Source organism: Pseudomonas kuykendallii, from assembly GCF_900106975.1.
GTDB classification, from domain to species: domain Bacteria; phylum Pseudomonadota; class Gammaproteobacteria; order Pseudomonadales; family Pseudomonadaceae; genus Pseudomonas_O; species Pseudomonas_O kuykendallii.
The window spans coordinates 452,433-469,269 of sequence record NZ_FNNU01000001.1 but is presented as its reverse complement, the minus strand read 5'-3'; the positions used below and the strand labels follow the sequence as shown (position 1 = coordinate 469,269).

Below are 16,837 nucleotides of genomic sequence, written 5' to 3'. Positions count from 1 at the left end.
CCGGCATCGCCGGGCTTTTTCGTCTGTGTCGTGATCAGGCCGCCAGCACGTCGATCAGCTTCTGGCTGAAGGCGGGGATGTCGTCGGGCTTGCGGCTGCTGATCAGCGTGCCGTCCACCACCACCTGCTGGTCGATCCAGTTGGCGCCGGCATTCTTCAGGTCGTCGGTCAGCGATGGCCAGCTGGTCATGGTCTTGCCCTTGACCAGGCCGCTGCTGGCGAGAATCCAGCCGCCGTGGCAGATGACCGCGATCGGCTTGTTCGCGTTCGCCGCGCCCTTGACCAGCGCCTGGGCCTTCTCGTCGGTGCGGATGGTGTCGCCGTTGACCACGCCGCCGGGCAGCAGCACCGCGTCATAGTCGTCGATGTTGGCGCTCTCGAAGGTCTTGTCGACCTCGAAGGTGTCGGCTGGCGTGGTGTGGTTCCAGCCGGTGACCTTGCCGGTCTTGGCGGAAATGATGTGGGCCGTCGCGCCGGCCTTTTCCAGGGCGTCTTTGGGGCCGGTCAGCTCGACCTGCTCGAAACCGTCGGTGACCAGGATGGCGACTTTCTTGCCGTTCAGCGATGCGTTCATGATCTCTCCTCGAAGGTCTGGGGCGCAGCCTGCAAGCCCCCTCGCAGAGCCTGGCGGGGCCAGCTTGCGCGCTGCGCCGTGCAAGAAATACCGAACGGCGCCTCAGGTGAAAGTTCGGTGTCGCGGACGAGCTGCAAATGGCAAACTGCGGCAATTCCCCCACTTCACCGATGTACCCGACATGTCCCAGGAACTCTCCTCCGAACAGATCCGCAAGGCCCTGCAAGGCATCAGCGTGCCGCCCCAACCGCAGATCATGGTCGACCTGCAGATGGAGCAGTTGATGCCCAACCCGGATCTCAAGGCGATCGCCAAGCTGATCAGTCAGGACCCCGGTTTGTCCGGCGCGCTGCTGAAGATCGTCAACTCGCCCTACTTCGGCCTGGCCAACAAGGTCAGCTCGATCCAGCGCGCGGTGAACCTGCTGGGTTGCAACAGCGTGATCAACATCATCAACGCGCAGTCGATCCGCGGCGAGATGAGCGACGAGACCATCGTCACCCTGAACCGCTTCTGGGACACCGCGCAGGACGTCGCCATGACCTGCCTGACGCTGGCCAAGCGCGTCGGCATCCAGGCGGTGGACGAGGCCTACGCGCTGGGGCTGTTCCACAACTGCGGCATCCCGCTGATGCTCAAGCGCTTCCCGCACTACATGAGCGTGCTGGAGGAGGCCTACGCCAGCACCACCGCCGAGCGCCGCGTGGTGGATACGGAAAACCGCCTGCTCAACACCAACCACGCGGTGGTCGGTTACTACACGGCGCGTTCGTGGAACCTCAACCCGCACCTCTGCGAGGCGATCGCCAACCACCACAACGCGCTGGCGATCTTCAGCGAGGACTCCGGGCGCGACAGCCAACTGAAGAACCTGCTGGCGATCCTCAAGATGGCCGAACACATCTGCGGCTGCTACCGGGTGCTCGGCGGCCAGACCGAGGACCACGAGTGGCACGTGGTGCGCCCTTACGTGCTGGATTACATCGGCCTCTCCGAGTACGACTACGAAACCCTCAAGGAAAGCATCCGCGAGCTGGGCGTGGGCTAGCCACTGCCCGTAGGGTGCGCCATGCGCACCTTGCGGATCGCTCGATGCGCTTTTCTCGCGCCTTACCCCTCCCTGGCAGCCCGACGTTCCCATGCCCGAATTACCCGAAGTCGAAACCACCCGCCGCGGCATCGCTCCCCACGTCGAAGGTCAGCGCGTCGAGCGGGTGATCGTGCGTGAGCGGCGCCTGCGCTGGCCGATTCCCGAGGACCTCGACGTGCGCCTGTCCGGGCAGCGCATCGAACACGTCCAGCGGCGCGCCAAGTACCTGCTGCTGCAGGCCGAGAGCGGCACGCTGATCGCCCACCTGGGCATGTCCGGCAGCCTGCGCCTGGTGCCCAGTGGCCAGCCGGCGCTGAAGCACGAACACGTGGACTTCGAGCTGGAGTCGGGGATGTCGCTGCGCTACACCGACCCGCGCCGCTTCGGCGCGCTGCTCTGGAGCGCCGATCCGCTGGCCCACGAGCTGCTGCGCAACCTCGGGCCGGAGCCGCTGACCGACGCCTTCGACGGCGAGCGCCTGTTCGAGCTGTCGCGCGGGCGTTCGATGGCGGTCAAGCCGTTCATCATGGACAACGCGGTGGTGGTCGGGGTGGGCAACATCTACGCCAGCGAGGCGCTTTTCGCCGCCGGCATCGACCCGCGGCGCGCAGCGGGAGCGATCTCCAGGGCGCGCTACCAGCGCCTGGCGCAGGAGATCAAACGCATCCTCGCGCATGCCATCGAGCGTGGCGGCACGACCCTGCGCGACTTCGTCGGCGGCGACGGGCTGCCCGGCTATTTCCAGCAGGAGCTGTTCGTCTACGGTCGCGGCGGCGAGTTCTGCAAGGTCTGCGGCAGCACCCTGCGCGAGGTTCGTTTGGGCCAGCGCGCCAGCGTGTATTGCGGCCGCTGCCAGCGCTGAGGCGTGACCTCTCGGCGATGATAAGAAGCGCACGCTGACAAACGCCGCGGCACTGTTATAGTTACGCCAAAGCCCCGTACCTCCTGAAGGACCGCCCGATGAACCTGTTTCGTTGCACTGCTCTTGTCTTGGCGCTGACCACCGTCTCGCTGGCTTTGCCCGCTCAGGCCGGGCAGGCCGTGGAGGAGAATTCGTCGGGCGACCCGATGTACACCGTCGAGGCGCCACCTGCCTACGCCATGATCGGCGATCTGGTTATCGCGCGGCCCCTGCTGATCGCGGCGACCGTGATCGGCGCGGCTGCGTTCGTCGTGGCACTGCCGTTCACCGCCGCGAGTGGCGGCATCGGCGACTCCGGCAAGGCGCTGGTGGTCGATCCCGGCAAGGCCGCCTTCGTGCGCTGCCTGGGCTGCACCACCACCGGTTACAACCACGCCGACTGAGGCGAACCCGCTGCAAAGAAAAGCCGGTCAATCGACCGGCTTTTTCATGGCCCTCGGAAATACCGCGGCGGTGCCTATGCCGCGGGGGTCGCTGGCGGCTTCGACGCGGTTGGACGGCTTGTGCCAGCGCAGTACCTGCAAATTGCCGTAGCGCCGGTCGACCTGTTTGAGCGTATAGCCGCGCGCCTGCAGGTCAGCGACTTCCGCGGGGCTGAAGGCGTCCGCCTCGTACTCCAGCACGTCCGGCAGGTATTGGTGATGGAAGCGCGGCGTCTTCGGCCATTCGGCCACCGGCTTGCCGTCGAGGTAGTCCAGCACGGCGAGCAGCACCATGCTCGGGATGCGGCTGCCGCCGGGCGTGCCGAAGGCGGCGAAGTCGTCGCGGCTCTCGATGAAGGTGGGGCTCATGCTCGACAGCGGGCGCTTGCCGGGGGCGACGGCGTTGGCCTGGCTGCCGGCCAGCGCGTAGGTGTTGGAGCCCTGCGGATCGGCGGCGAAGTCGTCCATTTCGTCGTTGAGCACCACGCCGCTGCCGGCCGGGCTGAACGCGGCGCCGAAGGGCAGGTTGATCGACAGGGTGGCGGCGACCGCGCGCCCGTCGGCGTCGAGCACGGCGAAGTGCGTGGTGTTGTCGCCTTCGCGCCAGGCGGGCGAGGGCGGCAGTTCGGCGCTCGGCGTGGCTTTTTCCGGGTCGATGCCGGCGGCGAGGCCCTTCAGGTAATCGGCGCGCAGCAGCCTGGCCAGCGGCGCGGGGACGAAATCCGGGTCGCCGAGCGCGCCGCGGTCGCGGTAGGCGCGGCGCAGTACCTCGGTGACGTAGTGCGCACGCTGCAGCTTGTCGGCCTCGCCCAGCGGCAGTTGCTGCAGCATGGCGAGGCTCTGCGCCAGGGCCACGCCACCGGCCGAGGGCGGCGGCGCAGCGATCAGCTCGCGGCCGCCGGCGAGGGCGAAGCGCAGCGGCGCGCGTTCGACCACGCGATACTTGTCCAGGTCTTCCAGGGTCCAGATGCCTCCGGCGGCGCGCACGCCGTCGACCAGCCGCTGCGCCACGGCGCCCTTGTAGAACCCGTCGCGGCCCTGTTCGGCCAGTGCTTCCAGGGTGGCGGCCAGTTCCGGCTGGCGCAGCACGTGGCCCTCGGCCGGGATTTCGCCGTCCACCAGGAACAGCCGTGCGCTTTCCGCATCGTCGCGCAGTGCGGCGAGGCGCCAGGCCGCGCGTTCTCGATAGACCGCGTCGACCGCGAAACCGTCGCGGGCGAGGCGGATCGCCGGCGCCAGCGCGCGTTTCAGCGACAGCTTGCCGTAGCGTGCGGAGAGGTCGACCAGCGCCGCCGGCAGGCCGGGAATCGCCGCGGCCAGGGCGCCGTCGAGGGACAGCCGCGGCTGCACGACGCCGTCGCGCCGGTAGAGATAGGCATCGGCGGCCTGCGGGGCCCGCTCGCGGGCGTCGAGGAAGTTGTAGCGCAGCGGATCGCCCGGGCGGCGCAGCAGGAAGAAGCCGCCTCCGCCGAGTCCCGAGCCGTAGGGTTCGACCACCGCCAGCGCGGCGGCGACGGCGACGGCGGCGTCGAAGGCGTTGCCGCCGTCATCGAGGATTTCCCGGCCAGCGGCGGTGGCCTGCGGATGCGCACTGGCGACGGCGGCCTCGCCTGTGCTCTGGGCCTGGGCGGTGCAGACGAGGAGGAGGGCGGCGAAGCCGAGGAACGCCCGCTGCAAGCGGCGCATGTCAGGCCTTGCCCGTGATGATCAGGTACTTGCTCATCAACTGCTCCCGGGTTTCGACGCGCGCCTCGTCGAGGGGAATGCAGTCCACCGGACACACCTGCTGGCACTGCGGTTCGTCGTAGTGGCCGACGCACTCGGTACACAGGTTGGGATCGATGACGTAGATCTCCTCGCCTTGGGAAATCGCCCCGTTCGGGCACTCGGGTTCGCAGACGTCGCAGTTGATGCAATCGTCGGTGATTTTCAGGGACATCGAACAACTCCTGCCGAGGCGAACGGCCTGGGCACTGGCAAGGTGGCCGTAAATTGTGCCGCATCGTCGCCGGGCTTGCACGCCGCGGCGGCGAATGGGGACGGGCGCGGCGTTCGATCCGGCCGCGCGCGAAGGGTTCCGCGTCAGCGCTTGAAGCGTTGCGCGAGGGCCCGGGCGACCGCGGGATGAACGAACTTGGTGATGTCGCCGCCGAGGTTGGCGATCTCGCGGACCAGCGTCGAGGAGATGTAGGAGTAGTGCTCCGACGGCGTGAGGAACAGGCTCTCCACGTCCGGCGCCAGTTGACGGTTCATGTTCGCCAGCTGGAATTCGTACTCGAAGTCGGACACCGCGCGCAGGCCGCGCAGGATGATGTTGGCCTGCTGCTCCTTGACGAAATGCGCCAGCAGCGTGGAGAAGCCGACCACCTCGACGTTGGGCAGGTGCCGGGTCACTTCGCGGGCCAGTTCGACGCGTTGCTCCAGGGGGAACAGCGGGTTCTTCTTCGGGTTGGCGGCGACGGCGATGACCACGCTGTCGAACAGCTTCGATGCGCGTTCGATGAGATCGCCGTGCCCCTGGGTGATGGGGTCGAACGTACCCGGGTACAGCACTCGGTTCATCGCGATGTCCTGGCAGGATCAAGGGGACCCGGATGGTAGCGCAGCAGGCCGGAGCGGCCAAGCGGGGCGCGATGGCGTGATCGTCGGCATTCTTGTGGCGAATGGGCGGGATGCGCGCCGCGCTGAAGCGGGGTCGCGCGGCTCACGCCTTCAGCCGTTCGGCCAGTTGCGTGGCCAGCTGGGCGGTGAGCCCGTAGACCGACAGCTGCGGGTTGGCGCCGATGCTGGTGGGGAACAGCGAGCCGTCGTGGATCGACAGGTTCTGCAACTGGTGATGCCGGCCCATGCTGTCGGCCACCGCCCGTTTGGGGTCCTCGCCCATGGCGCAGCCGCCCATCACGTGGGCACTGCCCAGGCGCGTGCGGAACAGCTCCAGGCGCAGGTCGTCGATCAGCTCGCGCGCCGCCTTTGGCGTGGTCACGTAGTTGGCGTCGGCGTGCAGCGGCAGGACCGCCTTGGCGCCGGCGGCGAACTGGATTTCGGCCATGGTCTGGAAGGCGCGGCGCAGGCCGTCCCAGGCATAGTCGCTGACCTGATAATCGAGCACCGGCGAGCCGTCGCCGCGCAGCTCCACGCTGCCGCCCGTGCTCTGCGGGTGGAAGCCGTCGCGCAGCAGGGCGAGCATCACGTTGGTGTGCGGCAACTGCTCCATGCGCAGCGCGTTTTCCTCGCCGAAGCGGCCGAGCAGGGTAGAGGACAGCGCCGGTTGCAGCGGCGGCACTTCGAGCTTGAAGGACATCCGCCCGGTGGGCCCGTCGTCCCACTGGAAATGGTCGGAATAGATCGACTGCGGTGCCCCGTAGAACGGGTTGATGACCTGCTCGAACTGCGCGGCGGAGAAGTTCACCAGGTGCAGGAAGGTGCGCTTGCCGGTGCGCCCGTGCGGGTCCGGCGCGGCGGAGCGCAGGAGGATCGCCGGGGTATTGATGCCGCCGCCGGCGAGCACGTAATGCCGCGCCTTGACCGTGATGCGCCGCCCGGTCGGCGCCACGCAACGCGCGTCCAGCGCCTGGCAGCTCAGCCCGGCGACCCTGTCGCCGTCGAGCAGCAGCTTATCGGCGCGGGCCAGGTAGAGCAGCTCGCCACCCTTGTCGAGGGTTGCCGGAATGGTCGTCACCAGCATCGATTGCTTGGCATTGGTCGGGCAGCCCATGCCGCAGTAACCGATGTTCCAGCAGCCGCGCACGTTGCGCGGGATGACTTTCCAGTGATAGCCGAGTTTCTCGCAGCCTTGGCGCAGCACGTCGTTGTTGCCGTTCGGCGGCAGTGCCCAGGGCGTCACGCCGAGGCGTTCTTCCATCCGCGCGAACCAGGGCGCCATCTCGGCGGCGCTGTGGCCCCTGACGTCGTACTCGCTTGCCCAGTGTTCGAGGGTCGGCTCCGGGGTGCGGAAGCTGGAGGTCCAGTTGACCAGCGTGGTGCCGCCGACCGCGCGACCCTGGAGGATGACGATGGCGCCGTCCTTGCTCATCCGGCCGATGCCTTCCTGATAGAGGCTCGGATACGCCTCGGCCTCCTGCATCTTGAAGTCGCTGCTGGTCTTCAGCGGACCTTCCTCGATCAGCAGCACCTTGTAGCCGGCGGCGCTGAGGATTTCCGCCGTGGTGCCGCCGCCGGCGCCGGTGCCGACGATGGCCACGTCGCATTCCAGGGTCAGGTCGTTTTCCAGGCGTGAGCCGTCGTGGGTCTTCCAGCCGCGGGCCAGGCCTTCGCGGAACGGATCGGGTACGGGCATTCAGGCCTCTCTTGTTCTTATGGGTTCTGGATTCACAACGCGCCTGCGGGCTGGCGGGCGACGCGCCGCCATCGTCAGATCGTCGGCGGGCCAGGATAGCCGCAATGCGCCCAGGACTCCTGGCGGCTGTACCAGGCCATCATCACCAGCTTGAGCAGGGACTCGTGGCCCATGCGCAGCAGGGAGATGGAGCTGTCCTGCCAGCGTGCGAGGAACTGGCGGATGTCGTCGGCTCCGGCGTTGTCCCAGCTACGCCAGACGCCGGTCAGCGGCCCGCGGGTGATCGGCAGGGCGAGCACGTCGAACAGTTGCAGGGTCAGCTTGAGCAGTTCCGGGGAGAGGTGGTCGAGGCTGTAGTCGAGGCTCTGCAGGGTGCCGGCGATCGCGTCGGGCATCTGTGCAGCGGGCACGGCGCCTTCGAGCAGCACCGGGATCAGCGCGCGGAGAAAGGGCAGGTCGGTTTCGCGCAGCACGGTATAGCCGCTGGCCGGGCTGCTCGCCGAGCAACCGCTGAGCGCGGCGCCGAGGCCGGCGGTGGCGAGAAACGCCGAACCGACCAGGCCGGCCCTGAGCAGGCCGCGGCGGCTGAGCGCCGGGGTGGAAAGCGTGGTGTTGGTCATTCGTGTGGTCACCCTAGGGTTCGCCGCGCCCGCGTCAGCGGATGAACAGTCTGTAAACCAGCTTCTGGATCGCCTTGCCGTAGGGCGGGTAGATCATCCGCGCGGCGTTGAAGCGTGGCTTGCTGAACACCGCCTTGGCCTTGCTGAAGGTGAGGAAGCCTTCGTGGCCGTGGTAGTGGCCCATGCCCGAGGGGCCGACGCCGCCGAAGGGCACGTCGTCCTGCGCGACGTGCAGCAGGGTGTCGTTGAGGCAGACGCCACCCGAGTGGGTCTGCGCCAGCACGCGGCGCTGCTCGGCCTTGTCGTAGCCGAAGAAGTACAGCGCCAGCGGGCGTGGCCGCGCGTTGACGTACTCCAGCGCCTCGTCGAGCGTCCCGTAGGGAATCACCGGCAGCAGCGGACCGAAGATCTCGTCCTGCATCACGCGCATCTCGTCGTTCACGTCCAGCAGCAGGGTGTGCGCCAGGCGCGCGCCCTGGCTCTGCGGGAACAGCGGCAGCAGGGTCGCGCCGTGTGCCTGCGCATCGCTCAGGTAGTCGTTGAGCCGGGCCAGCTGGCGCGGGTTGATGATCGTCGTGTAGTCCGGATTGTTCTCCAGCGTCGGGAAGAAGCGCTGCACCGCCTCGCGGTAGGCGGCGACGAATTCCTGCAGGCGCGCCCGCGGCACCAGCACGTAGTCCGGGGCGATGCAGGTCTGCCCGGCGTTCAGCGTCTTGCCCCAGGCGATGCGCTCGGCGGCCTGCGCCATCGGCGCCTCGGCGCTGATGATCACCGGCGACTTGCCGCCCAGTTCGAGGGTCACCGGCACCAGGTTTTCCGCCGCCGCACGCATCACCTGGCGGCCGATGCCCGTGGCGCCGGTGAACAACAGGTGGTCGAAGGCCAGGCGCGAAAAGGCGATGCCCACCTCGACGTCGCCCTCGACCACCGCCACCAGGTCTTCCGGATAGATCTTCGCCAGCAGAGTCTTGAGCAGGCGCGAGGTGGCGGGTGTCGATTCGCTCATCTTGATCATCACCCGGTTGCCGGCCGATAACGCGCCGATCGCCGGGCCGAGGGCGAGGAACAGCGGGTAGTTCCACGGCACGATCACGCCGATCACCCCCAGCGGCTGGTAAACCACCTGGGCGCTGGCCGGCTGGAACTGCAGCCCCACGGCACGCCGCGAGGGCTTCATCCATTTGCGCAGACGCTTGCGGGCGTAAGCGATGCCGTGCAGGCAGGGCATGATTTCGGCGAGCAGGGTTTCGTCGGCCGAGCGGTTGCCGAAGTCCGCGTTTATGGCGGCGACGATCGCCTGCTGTTCATCGAGCAGCAGCCGGTGCAGATCGCCGAGGCGACGGATGCGCTCCTCGGCGGAAGGCATCGGGTCGGCACGAAAGGCGGCGCGTTGCCGGGAAAGAAGCGCTTCCAGCGGCCCGGCATCCTGGGGTGCGACGGATGGGGAAGGGGTGATCAGGGCGAGATCGGCGGGCATGGCGGCACCTTGGCGGGGCGGTTGTTATTGTCGTTCGGGAATTTTTAGAGCAATTGCTCTAAAGTGTCAAATGCCGGGACGCCCGCGCCTGTCGAATGGAGCCTGGGCGGCCGGTGCGAACCGCGCCAGCCAACCAAAAGCGGGTGCGGCCGATCCGTGGAGGTGTGCCCGTGCGCCCCGCGTTGTACCTTGTGCCCACCTGTCCCCATCGAGCGAGCCATGCCGCCAGCACCCAAGACCCGCGAGCGCATCGTCCAGGCCAGCCTGCAACTGTTCAACGCGCAGGGCGAACGCAGCGTGACCACCAATCACATCGCCGCGCACCTGCAGATTTCGCCGGGCAACCTGTACTACCACTTCCGCAACAAGCAGGCGATCATCGCCGAGCTGTTCGCCGAGTACGAAAGCCGCGTGGATGTCTTCCTGCGCCGTCCGGAACGTGCGCTGACGGTGGACGACAAGACCTTCTATCTGGAAGCGGCGCTCGCCGCGATGTGGCACTACCGCTTCCTCCACCGCGACCTCGAACACCTGCTGGAAACCGACGCCGCGCTGGCCGAGCGCTACCGGCAGTTCGCCCAGCGCTGCCTGACCCACGTGCAGGCCATCTACGCCGGTTTCGTCGAGGCCGGCATCCTGCGCATGACGCCCGCGCAGGTGGAGGCGCTGAGTCTGAATGCCTGGATCATGATGACCTCCTGGGTGCGCTTCCTCTGCACCGTGCGCGGCGCCTCCGCCGAGCTCGACGAGGACCTGATGCGGCGTGGCATCTACCAGGTGCTGGCGCTGGAGGGCGGCTACCTCACCCCTGCCGCGCAGGGTGCGCTGGATCGGCTCTACGACCGACTGTTCGTGCCATTGGGGCGGGTGCTTGGGCAGGAATAGCGCTGTCCGTGGCCTGGGGTGGAACGTCCTTCATCGATCTACCGGGCGGAGCGACCAACCCGCGTCTGGCTAGCGCTGCGCCAGCCACTGCGGGATGCGGCGCTCCAGGTAGTACAGCGGACGCCACGGCGAGCCCTCGACGAAGCCGACGTGCCCGCCCTTCTCCTGCAGCTCCAGCGTGGTGCTGGCCGATAGCTCGTCCACCGCCGGCACGCTGTGGGCGAAGACGAAGGGATCGTCGGCGGCCTGGATGATTAGCGTCGGCACGCGGATGTCGCCGAGGAAATAGCGGCTCGACGAGCGCCGGTAGTAGTCCTGCGCATCGGCGAATCCGTGCAGCGGCGCGGTGATGCGTCCGTCGAAATCCCAGAAGGTGCGCACATCGTCCAACGGACCGAGCTTCTCCATCACCGACAGCCGGTCGGCCATGCCCTGGTGGGCGAAGAGACGCTGCTTGTCCTTCACGTAGGCGAGCATGGCGCGCATGAAATGCGCCTGGTAGACGCGCGAAAACCCCAGGCCGATGCGGTCGGCGCACTGGTCCAGGCGAAAGGGCACCGACACCGCCACGGCGCCCCGCAGCGGGCAGTTCGCGGCGCGCTCGCCGAGGTATTTGAGCAGCACGTTGCCGCCCAGCGAATAGCCCACCGCGTGCAGCGGCGCCAGCGGACGCTTGCGCTGCAAGTGTTCGATGACCGCGCCGAGGTCGTCGCTGGCACCGGAATGGTAGGCGCGCGGCAGCAGATTCGGCTCGCCCGAGCAGCCACGCCAGTTGATCGCCACGCTGGCCCAGCCGTTCTCGCCCAGGCGCCCCTGCAGGCCCATTACATAGTGCGAGGCGGACGAGCCGGTGAGCCCGTGCAGCACCAGCACCAGCGGCGCCTCGGTGTCGTGCGGGCCGTGCCAGTCGAGATCGATGAAATCGCCGTCCTCCAGCCACAGCCGTTCACGCTGGCGATCTAGCGGCTGCGGCGTGCGGCAGAACGGCGACCACAGCGTCTGCAGGTGCGGGCCGGGCAGCCACCAGGCCGGCTGGAAGGGGTGAGGCATGGGGGCGCGCTCGGTATGTCTGGCATGCCGCCGAGAGTAGCGATTCGGTATTGCCTGGAAAAGCCTGTTCCTGGCTCAAGCCTCAGCGGTTGTCTGTTTGAGGGTGCGAACGGAGGTGTAACGTGTACCGAACAGGCCATAGCGGCGGCGGCGAGCGACTTCAAGGAGCAGGTCGAGATGTTCTCCGTCGATGTTCGTCAAGTTATTAGCCTTCACTTGCGTGGAGAAAAGTTTAGGGCGGGCGGCATATTGTTTCAGGGTATCGCTCAGGCTGTTGAATAGTTGCTGGCGAGTTTCAAACGGGATGTCATGTACACCCTGCGAACGCAAATACTCTTTTACTCTCATGTAGCAGTTGTTGATGAAACTCTGGGTTTTCACGTTCTTTATCGCGTGAAAGGTCGTGCGCTCGGCATCATCGTGGGAAATCGCTTCGACGAAGTGGTTCGGATAACGTTTTTGCGCGTTGGCGTTGAGAAACGAAAGCCGGTGATACAAGTCGTCATCTTCACCGCCCCAGCCACGAAAAACCTCGTCGTAACCGTTGACAGCGTTGAAGTCTTCACGGCTGCAGATGACCGTTCCGTAAGTTTCAAGGTTGGCCAGTCCTTCGCCCGGCTCTGCGCGATAGAAGTGATGCGGCTGCAGGTTTTCCTGCATCCATTGCAACCAGCCATCCTGGATGATGATGTCGGCGTCGATAAAGCAGATCCAGGGCGAAGTCGCATGCGCCGCACCCGTGTTTCGTGCCCTTGGGAGGCAGAAGCCGGGATCATCGGTCACACGGATTACCTTTACCGAAGGCAGGTTCGCCTCTACCCAGTCGCCGGTGTTGTCGGGGCAACCGTAATCCACCAAAATCACCTCCCCCGGCTCTGCTGCAACAATGACCGGGAGCGTCTGTTTCACGTGGTGCAAACGCCCTTTACAGGTAGTAACGAAAGTAATGGGAAACATGGATTTTCTCGGAGTTAAATATGCGTGTTCTGGTAACGGGTGGGGCAGGGTTTATCGGGTCGCATTTATGTCGGCGACTGCTCGAAGAAGGTCATGAAGTACTGTCGGTCGACAACTATTTCACCGGCAGTCGCCGCAATATTCAGGATCTTCTGAGCAACCCGCGCTTTGAGGTTATGCGCCACGATGTGACGTTCCCGCTTTATGTCGAAGTCGATCGTATTTTCAACTTCGCGTGCCCCGCTTCGCCGGTACATTATCAGCGCGACCCGGTGCAAACAACCAAGACCAGCGTGCACGGCGCGATCAACATGCTGGGCTTGGCCAAGCGCACAGGCGCGCGGATCCTTCAGGCCTCCACGTCGGAAGTGTACGGGGATCCAGAATGCCATCCGCAGACGGAGGATTACTGGGGAAGAGTCAATCCCATCGGTATCCGAAGTTGCTATGACGAAGGCAAGCGCTGTGCTGAAACACTGTTCTTCGATTACCACCGCCAGCACGCGCTGGATATAAAGGTGGTGCGTATCTTCAATACTTACGGGCCGGGCATGCAGTTGCATGATGGGCGCGTGATTAGCAACTTCATCGTTCAGGCATTGCTTGGCGAAAACATCACCATCTATGGCGATGGTAGTCAGACCCGTTCCTTCTGTTTCGTCTCGGATCTGATAGAGGGTGTGATCGGCATGATGGACAGTCCGGTCGATCTGACCGGGCCGGTGAACCTCGGCAATCCGGCTGAGTACAGCATCAGGGAGATCGCCGAAACCATCATCGCGCTGTGTGGCTCAGCGTCGAAGCTGACCTATATGCCGCTGCCGCAAGATGATCCGAGGCAGCGTCAGCCAGACATCACCGTCGCGCGCGAGCGCCTGGGCTGGCAGCCGAAGGTGGCGCTGGAGGCCGGTCTGTTGCAGACCATCAGTTACTTCCGCGAGATACTGGAAACGGCCTGAGTCGCTAGCCGCGCTCCCAGAGCGCGTAATGCACCTGGCCGGCGTTCTTCTCGCGGTGCAGGCGCCAGTTGGCCGGCATTGGCAGGCCTGACGGGGCGCCTTCGCTTTCGGTGTAGATCCACGCGTGTTCGGCCAGCCAGCCGCGGTTTTCCAGCAGCTCGCAGCTGGTCTGCAGCAGGTTCTGGTGGAAGGGCGGATCGAGGAAGACCACGTCGAACGGCTGCGCGGCCTGGTTTTCCAGGTAACGCAGCGCGTCACCCTGGACCAGTTGCCCGCGCCCGCAGGCCAGGGTGTCGAGGTGCTGGCGTAGCGCGGCCAGCGCCTCGCCGTTGGTGTCCAGCGCCAGGGTCTGCCCGGCGCCGCGCGACAGCGCTTCGAGGAACAGCGCGCCGCTGCCGGTGTAGGCATCCAGCACGCGGGCGCCCTCGATATACGGCGCCAGCCAGTTGAACAGCGTCTCGCGAACCCGGTCCGGGGTCGGCCGCAGGGCCGGCCCGTTGGGAAAGGCGAATCGCCGGCTGCGCCATTCGCCGCCGATGATGCGCAGCGATCCCGTGCCGCCATGGGGCTTGGCGGCGCTACGAGAGGGTTTGACGGTCTGTCCGCGCATCAGTGCTCCGGGACCCCGAGGGGCTGTTCGGCGGGTTTGTCGGTCGGCGCCGGCAACGGCTTCTGCGCCACCGTGGGGCCGGCCGTGACGACGACGAAGTTGTCGGCGGAGAGGTGTTTCGCCATCGCCGCCCTGACCTGTTCGACGCTCAGCGCCTGGGCCTGGTTCATGAAGTCCTGCAGATAACTCAGCGGCAGGTCGTAGAAACCCATGGCGCCCAGTTGGCCGACGATGTTGGCGTTGCTCGCGGTGGTCAGCGGGAAACTGCCGGCCAGCTCGCGCTTGGCGTCGTCGAGTTCCTTCTGCGTGGGGCCTTCGGCGAGGTAGTCGCGGACGATCTGTTGAACCAGCCCGAGCGTGCCTTCGCTCTGCTCTGCGCGGGTCTGCAGGCTGATCATGAACGGGCCGCGCGCCTGCATGCCGGAGAAGCCGGAGCTGACGCCGTAGGTCAGGCCGCGTTTCTCGCGCACCTCTTTCATCAGCCGGGTGCCGAAACCTCCGCCGCCGAGAATCTGGTTGCCCATGAACAGCGCCGCGTAATCCGCGTCGCCGCGCTTGATGCCGAGCTGGGCGAGCAGGATGTGGGTCTGCTTGGAGGGGAATTCGATATGGCTGAGGCCGGGTTTCGGCGCCTGCGGTTCGGCCATCTTCGCCAGTGCCGGGCCTTTCGGCAGGGCGCTGGAGACCTGCGCGGCGATGGCTTCGGCCTCGCTGCGCGAGAGGTCGCCGACCAGTGCGATGACCACGTTGCCGGCGGCATAGGCCTTCTGGTGGAAGGCGCGCAGCTGTTCCAGGCTGATCGCCGGGAGGGTCGCCTCGTTGCCGTCGCTGGGGTGCGCGTAGGGGTGGTCGCCGTAGAGGCGCTCGAACAGCGCATCACCGGCCAGCTTGCCGGGGTTCTGCTTCTGGTACTCGAAGCCGGCCAGCAGCTGGTTCTTGATCCGCGCCAGCGAGTCGGCGGGGAAGGTCGGCTTGCCGATCACTTCGGCGAACAGCGCCAGCGCCGGCTCGCGCTTGTCGACCGCGCTCAGGCTGCGCAGGCTGGCGATGGCCATGTCGCGGTAGGCGCCGTTGCCGAAGTCGGCACCCAGGCCCTCGAAGCCTTCGGCGATGGCGCCGACATCCTTGCCGGCGACGCCTTCGTTGAGCATCGCGTTGGTCAGCGTGGCCAGGCCGGGCACGTCGCCGTCCTGGGCGCTGCCGGCGGCGAAGGTCAGGCGCAGGTCGAACATCGGCACCTCGCGGGCCTCAACGAAGAGCACCTTGGCGCCCTCGGCGGTCTGCCAGCTCTGGATGTCCAGGTTGCGGTAGCTCGGCGCCTTCTTGTCCAGCTCGGCCAGCGATTCGAGCCTGGCCGGCGCTTCGCTCTGGCGGGTCGCGGCTTGCGCGGCGGGCTGGCGGTCATGGTTGACGTACACGGCCAGCAGCACGATGAGAATGATCAGGACGAGGCCGAACAGGCTGTGGCGCAGGTCGTTGCTGGACTCACTCATCGTGGGCTTCCTCGGGCAGAACGTGGGCGACGCTCAGCCGCGTGCGGGTGAAGTAGGTGCTGGCGGCGGCCTGGATGTCCGCCGGGGTCACGGCTTCGAGATCGGCGAGTTCCTGGTCCATCAGCTTCCAGGACAGGCCGACGCTCTCCAGCTGGCCCATGGTGTTGGCCTGGCTGGTGATCGAGTCGCGCTCGTAGACCAGCCCGGCGATCACCTGGGCGCGGACGCGGGCCAGTTCCTCGGCGGACGGCGGGGTTTTCTTCAGCTCCTCGAGCAGGCGCCAGACGCCGGCTTCGGTGTCGGCCAGGGTCTTGCCCGTCTGCACGTTGGGCGTGGCGCTGACGACGAACAGGCTGTCGCCGCGGGTATAGGCCTCGTACCAGGCGGACGCGCCGGAAACCAACTCCTCGCCACGCTCCAGCCGCGACGGCAGCCGAGCGCTGTAGCCGCCATCGAGCAGCGCGCCGATCAGGCGCAGGGCGTTGACGTCGCGCGGGTCCTTGGCGGTCGCCAGGCCTGGCACGTTGAAGCCCATGATCAGGCTCGGCAACTGGGTCTTCACGTGCAGCGTCAGGCGGCGCTCGCCGGGTTCGGCCAGCTCAAGCGGACGCTTGGAGGAGGGCACCGCGCGTTTCGGGATGTTGCCGAACCAGCGCTGGGCGAGCGCCCTGACCTCGTCGGCGCTGACGTCGCCGACCACCACGAGGGTGGCGTTGTTCGGCGCATACCAGCTCTGGTACCAGGCGCGCAGTTCGTCGATCTGCATGCGCTCGAGGTCGGCCATCCAGCCGATGGTGGGAATGCTGTAGCCGCTGGCCGGGTAGGCCATGGCCTTGAAGCGCTCGAAGGCGAGGGCGTTCGGCTTGTCGTCGGTGCGCAGTCGGCGTTCTTCCTTGATCACTTCGATCTCGCGGCTGAACTCGTCGGCCGGCAGCTTGAGTCCGGCCATACGGTCGGCCTCCAGCTCGAAGGCGACGTTCAGGCGATCACGCGCCAGCACCTGGTAGTAGGCGGTGTAGTCGTCGCTGGTGAAGGCGTTTTCCTCGGCACCAAGGTCGCGCAGGATCAGCGAGGCCTCGCCCGGGCCGAGCTTGCGGCTGCCCTTGAACATCATGTGTTCGAGGGCGTGGGAGAGCCCGGTGCGACCCGGCTGCTCGTAGCTTGAGCCGACCTTGTACCAGAGCTGGGAGACCACCACGGGAGCGCGGTGGTCCTCGCGGACCAGCACCTTGAGGCCGTTGTCGAGGCTGAATTCGTGGGTGGGCGAGGGTTCCGCGGCGAGTAGCGGCAGCGGCATGCAGAGGGCGCCGAGGAGCACGCCGGCGACACGGCAGAGAAGCGCTTTGTTCATCGAATGGACCTTTCGGGCGGGCCGCCGGGTCTTAGCCTCAGCGGGCGAGGAGGTGCTAGGATACGCATCCATTTTCCCGGCGGCCATGCCTGTCGGGGCCGCCCTGCGACGCTGCCTTCGCGGGTGGCGG

At 66.7% G+C, this 16,837-nt stretch carries 17 protein-coding genes; 5 read left to right on the top strand and 12 right to left on the bottom strand.

Annotated features, from left to right (window positions below):
• Positions 1-34: 34 nt before the first annotated feature.
• The gene (locus tag BLV15_RS02070) at positions 35-574 is read right to left on the bottom strand and encodes a type 1 glutamine amidotransferase domain-containing protein (RefSeq protein ID WP_090224196.1); all 540 of its coding nucleotides are present in this window, start codon (positions 572-574) and stop codon (positions 35-37) included.
• Positions 575-809: 235 nt separating this feature from the next.
• On the opposite strand from BLV15_RS02070, the gene BLV15_RS02065 reads away from it, so the two are divergent.
• The 3 genes from BLV15_RS02065 to BLV15_RS02055 all read left to right on the top strand — a co-directional run bounded on the left by BLV15_RS02065 (position 810) and on the right by BLV15_RS02055 (position 2,969).
• Positions 810-1,622 carry an HDOD domain-containing protein gene (locus BLV15_RS02065; protein WP_175534289.1) on the top strand — a complete coding sequence of 271 codons (813 nt, stop codon included), beginning with the start codon at positions 810-812 and terminating at the stop codon, positions 1,620-1,622.
• A 91-nt stretch (positions 1,623-1,713) separates the two neighbouring features.
• Complete coding sequence (gene mutM, locus BLV15_RS02060; RefSeq protein WP_090224193.1) at positions 1,714-2,526, top strand: bifunctional DNA-formamidopyrimidine glycosylase/DNA-(apurinic or apyrimidinic site) lyase; 813 nt, start codon at positions 1,714-1,716, stop codon at positions 2,524-2,526.
• Between the two features lie 98 nt (positions 2,527-2,624).
• Positions 2,625-2,969: a multidrug transporter gene (locus tag BLV15_RS02055; protein WP_090224191.1), complete on the top strand. Its 345-nt coding sequence runs from the start codon at positions 2,625-2,627 to the stop codon at positions 2,967-2,969.
• Between the two features lie 27 nt (positions 2,970-2,996).
• Here BLV15_RS02055 and ggt read toward each other — a convergent pair whose 3' ends face one another.
• The 6 genes from ggt to BLV15_RS02025 form a co-directional block, all read right to left on the bottom strand.
• Positions 2,997-4,694, bottom strand: coding sequence for a gamma-glutamyltransferase (gene ggt, locus BLV15_RS02050; RefSeq protein ID WP_090224189.1), 1,698 nt, complete (start codon positions 4,692-4,694; stop codon positions 2,997-2,999).
• Between the two features lies 1 nt (position 4,695).
• Positions 4,696-4,947 (bottom strand): YfhL family 4Fe-4S dicluster ferredoxin, encoded by a 252-nt coding sequence (locus BLV15_RS02045; protein ID WP_058163014.1) that lies wholly within the window; start codon positions 4,945-4,947, stop codon positions 4,696-4,698.
• A 143-nt stretch (positions 4,948-5,090) separates the two neighbouring features.
• Positions 5,091-5,570, bottom strand: a complete 480-nt coding sequence (gene coaD / locus BLV15_RS02040; protein WP_090224188.1) for a pantetheine-phosphate adenylyltransferase — start codon at positions 5,568-5,570, stop codon at positions 5,091-5,093.
• Between the two features lie 142 nt (positions 5,571-5,712).
• Positions 5,713-7,305 (bottom strand): GMC family oxidoreductase, encoded by a 1,593-nt coding sequence (locus BLV15_RS02035; protein ID WP_090224186.1) that lies wholly within the window; start codon positions 7,303-7,305, stop codon positions 5,713-5,715.
• 74 nt (positions 7,306-7,379) lie between these two features.
• Positions 7,380-7,925 (bottom strand): twin-arginine translocation pathway signal protein, encoded by a 546-nt coding sequence (locus BLV15_RS02030; RefSeq protein ID WP_090224184.1) that lies wholly within the window; start codon positions 7,923-7,925, stop codon positions 7,380-7,382.
• 34 nt (positions 7,926-7,959) lie between these two features.
• Positions 7,960-9,402, bottom strand: a complete 1,443-nt coding sequence (locus tag BLV15_RS02025) for a coniferyl aldehyde dehydrogenase (RefSeq protein WP_090224182.1) — start codon at positions 9,400-9,402, stop codon at positions 7,960-7,962.
• A 219-nt stretch (positions 9,403-9,621) separates the two neighbouring features.
• Between BLV15_RS02025 and BLV15_RS02020 the strand changes: the two genes are divergently transcribed.
• Positions 9,622-10,287, top strand: coding sequence for a TetR/AcrR family transcriptional regulator (locus BLV15_RS02020; protein WP_090224180.1), 666 nt, complete (start codon positions 9,622-9,624; stop codon positions 10,285-10,287).
• A gap of 69 nt (positions 10,288-10,356) precedes the next feature.
• On the opposite strand, the gene BLV15_RS02015 is transcribed toward BLV15_RS02020, so the two are convergent.
• Together BLV15_RS02015 and BLV15_RS02010 are read right to left on the bottom strand one after the other, a co-directional pair.
• The gene (locus tag BLV15_RS02015) at positions 10,357-11,337 is read right to left on the bottom strand and encodes a hydrolase (RefSeq protein WP_090224179.1); all 981 of its coding nucleotides are present in this window, start codon (positions 11,335-11,337) and stop codon (positions 10,357-10,359) included.
• 75 nt (positions 11,338-11,412) lie between these two features.
• The gene (locus BLV15_RS02010; RefSeq protein ID WP_175534270.1) at positions 11,413-12,246 is read right to left on the bottom strand and encodes a glycosyltransferase family 2 protein; all 834 of its coding nucleotides are present in this window, start codon (positions 12,244-12,246) and stop codon (positions 11,413-11,415) included.
• A 68-nt stretch (positions 12,247-12,314) separates the two neighbouring features.
• On the opposite strand from BLV15_RS02010, the gene BLV15_RS02005 reads away from it, so the two are divergent.
• Complete coding sequence (locus BLV15_RS02005) at positions 12,315-13,253, top strand: UDP-glucuronic acid decarboxylase family protein (protein ID WP_090224175.1); 939 nt, start codon at positions 12,315-12,317, stop codon at positions 13,251-13,253.
• A 4-nt stretch (positions 13,254-13,257) separates the two neighbouring features.
• Here BLV15_RS02005 and rsmD read toward each other — a convergent pair whose 3' ends face one another.
• Genes rsmD through BLV15_RS01990 form a run of 3 tightly spaced genes read right to left on the bottom strand, consistent with a single transcriptional unit; the run spans position 13,258 to position 16,707 of the window.
• Positions 13,258-13,863: a 16S rRNA (guanine(966)-N(2))-methyltransferase RsmD gene (gene rsmD, locus BLV15_RS02000; RefSeq protein ID WP_090224173.1), complete on the bottom strand. Its 606-nt coding sequence runs from the start codon at positions 13,861-13,863 to the stop codon at positions 13,258-13,260.
• Positions 13,863-15,356, bottom strand: coding sequence for a M16 family metallopeptidase (locus BLV15_RS01995; protein WP_090224171.1), 1,494 nt, complete (start codon positions 15,354-15,356; stop codon positions 13,863-13,865). The genes rsmD and BLV15_RS01995 overlap by 1 nt, the downstream gene beginning before the upstream one ends.
• Positions 15,349-16,707 (bottom strand): M16 family metallopeptidase, encoded by a 1,359-nt coding sequence (locus BLV15_RS01990; RefSeq protein ID WP_090224169.1) that lies wholly within the window; start codon positions 16,705-16,707, stop codon positions 15,349-15,351. Before BLV15_RS01990 ends, BLV15_RS01995 begins: the two co-directional genes overlap by 8 nt.
• Positions 16,708-16,837 lie beyond the last annotated feature (130 nt).

What these genes read in the sequence shown, in the direction of transcription:
- ggt (WP_090224189.1), bottom strand. Translation starts at nt 4,694, where the DNA reads ATGCGCCGCTTGCAGCGGGCGTTCCTCGGCTTCGCCGCCCTCCTCCTC.
- BLV15_RS02020 (WP_090224180.1), top strand. Translation starts at nt 9,622, where the DNA reads ATGCCGCCAGCACCCAAGACCCGCGAGCGCATCGTCCAGGCCAGCCTG.
- BLV15_RS02030 (WP_090224184.1), bottom strand. Translation starts at nt 7,925, where the DNA reads ATGACCAACACCACGCTTTCCACCCCGGCGCTCAGCCGCCGCGGCCTG.
- BLV15_RS02055 (WP_090224191.1), top strand. Translation starts at nt 2,625, where the DNA reads ATGAACCTGTTTCGTTGCACTGCTCTTGTCTTGGCGCTGACCACCGTC.
- BLV15_RS02005 (WP_090224175.1), top strand. Translation starts at nt 12,315, where the DNA reads ATGCGTGTTCTGGTAACGGGTGGGGCAGGGTTTATCGGGTCGCATTTA.
- BLV15_RS01990 (WP_090224169.1), bottom strand. Translation starts at nt 16,707, where the DNA reads ATGAACAAAGCGCTTCTCTGCCGTGTCGCCGGCGTGCTCCTCGGCGCC.
- mutM (WP_090224193.1), top strand. Translation starts at nt 1,714, where the DNA reads ATGCCCGAATTACCCGAAGTCGAAACCACCCGCCGCGGCATCGCTCCC.
- rsmD (WP_090224173.1), bottom strand. Translation starts at nt 13,863, where the DNA reads ATGCGCGGACAGACCGTCAAACCCTCTCGTAGCGCCGCCAAGCCCCAT.
- BLV15_RS02025 (WP_090224182.1), bottom strand. Translation starts at nt 9,402, where the DNA reads ATGCCCGCCGATCTCGCCCTGATCACCCCTTCCCCATCCGTCGCACCC.
- BLV15_RS02070 (WP_090224196.1), bottom strand. Translation starts at nt 574, where the DNA reads ATGAACGCATCGCTGAACGGCAAGAAAGTCGCCATCCTGGTCACCGAC.
- coaD (WP_090224188.1), bottom strand. Translation starts at nt 5,570, where the DNA reads ATGAACCGAGTGCTGTACCCGGGTACGTTCGACCCCATCACCCAGGGG.
- BLV15_RS02035 (WP_090224186.1), bottom strand. Translation starts at nt 7,305, where the DNA reads ATGCCCGTACCCGATCCGTTCCGCGAAGGCCTGGCCCGCGGCTGGAAG.
- BLV15_RS02045 (WP_058163014.1), bottom strand. Translation starts at nt 4,947, where the DNA reads ATGTCCCTGAAAATCACCGACGATTGCATCAACTGCGACGTCTGCGAA.
- BLV15_RS02015 (WP_090224179.1), bottom strand. Translation starts at nt 11,337, where the DNA reads ATGCCTCACCCCTTCCAGCCGGCCTGGTGGCTGCCCGGCCCGCACCTG.
- BLV15_RS01995 (WP_090224171.1), bottom strand. Translation starts at nt 15,356, where the DNA reads ATGAGTGAGTCCAGCAACGACCTGCGCCACAGCCTGTTCGGCCTCGTC.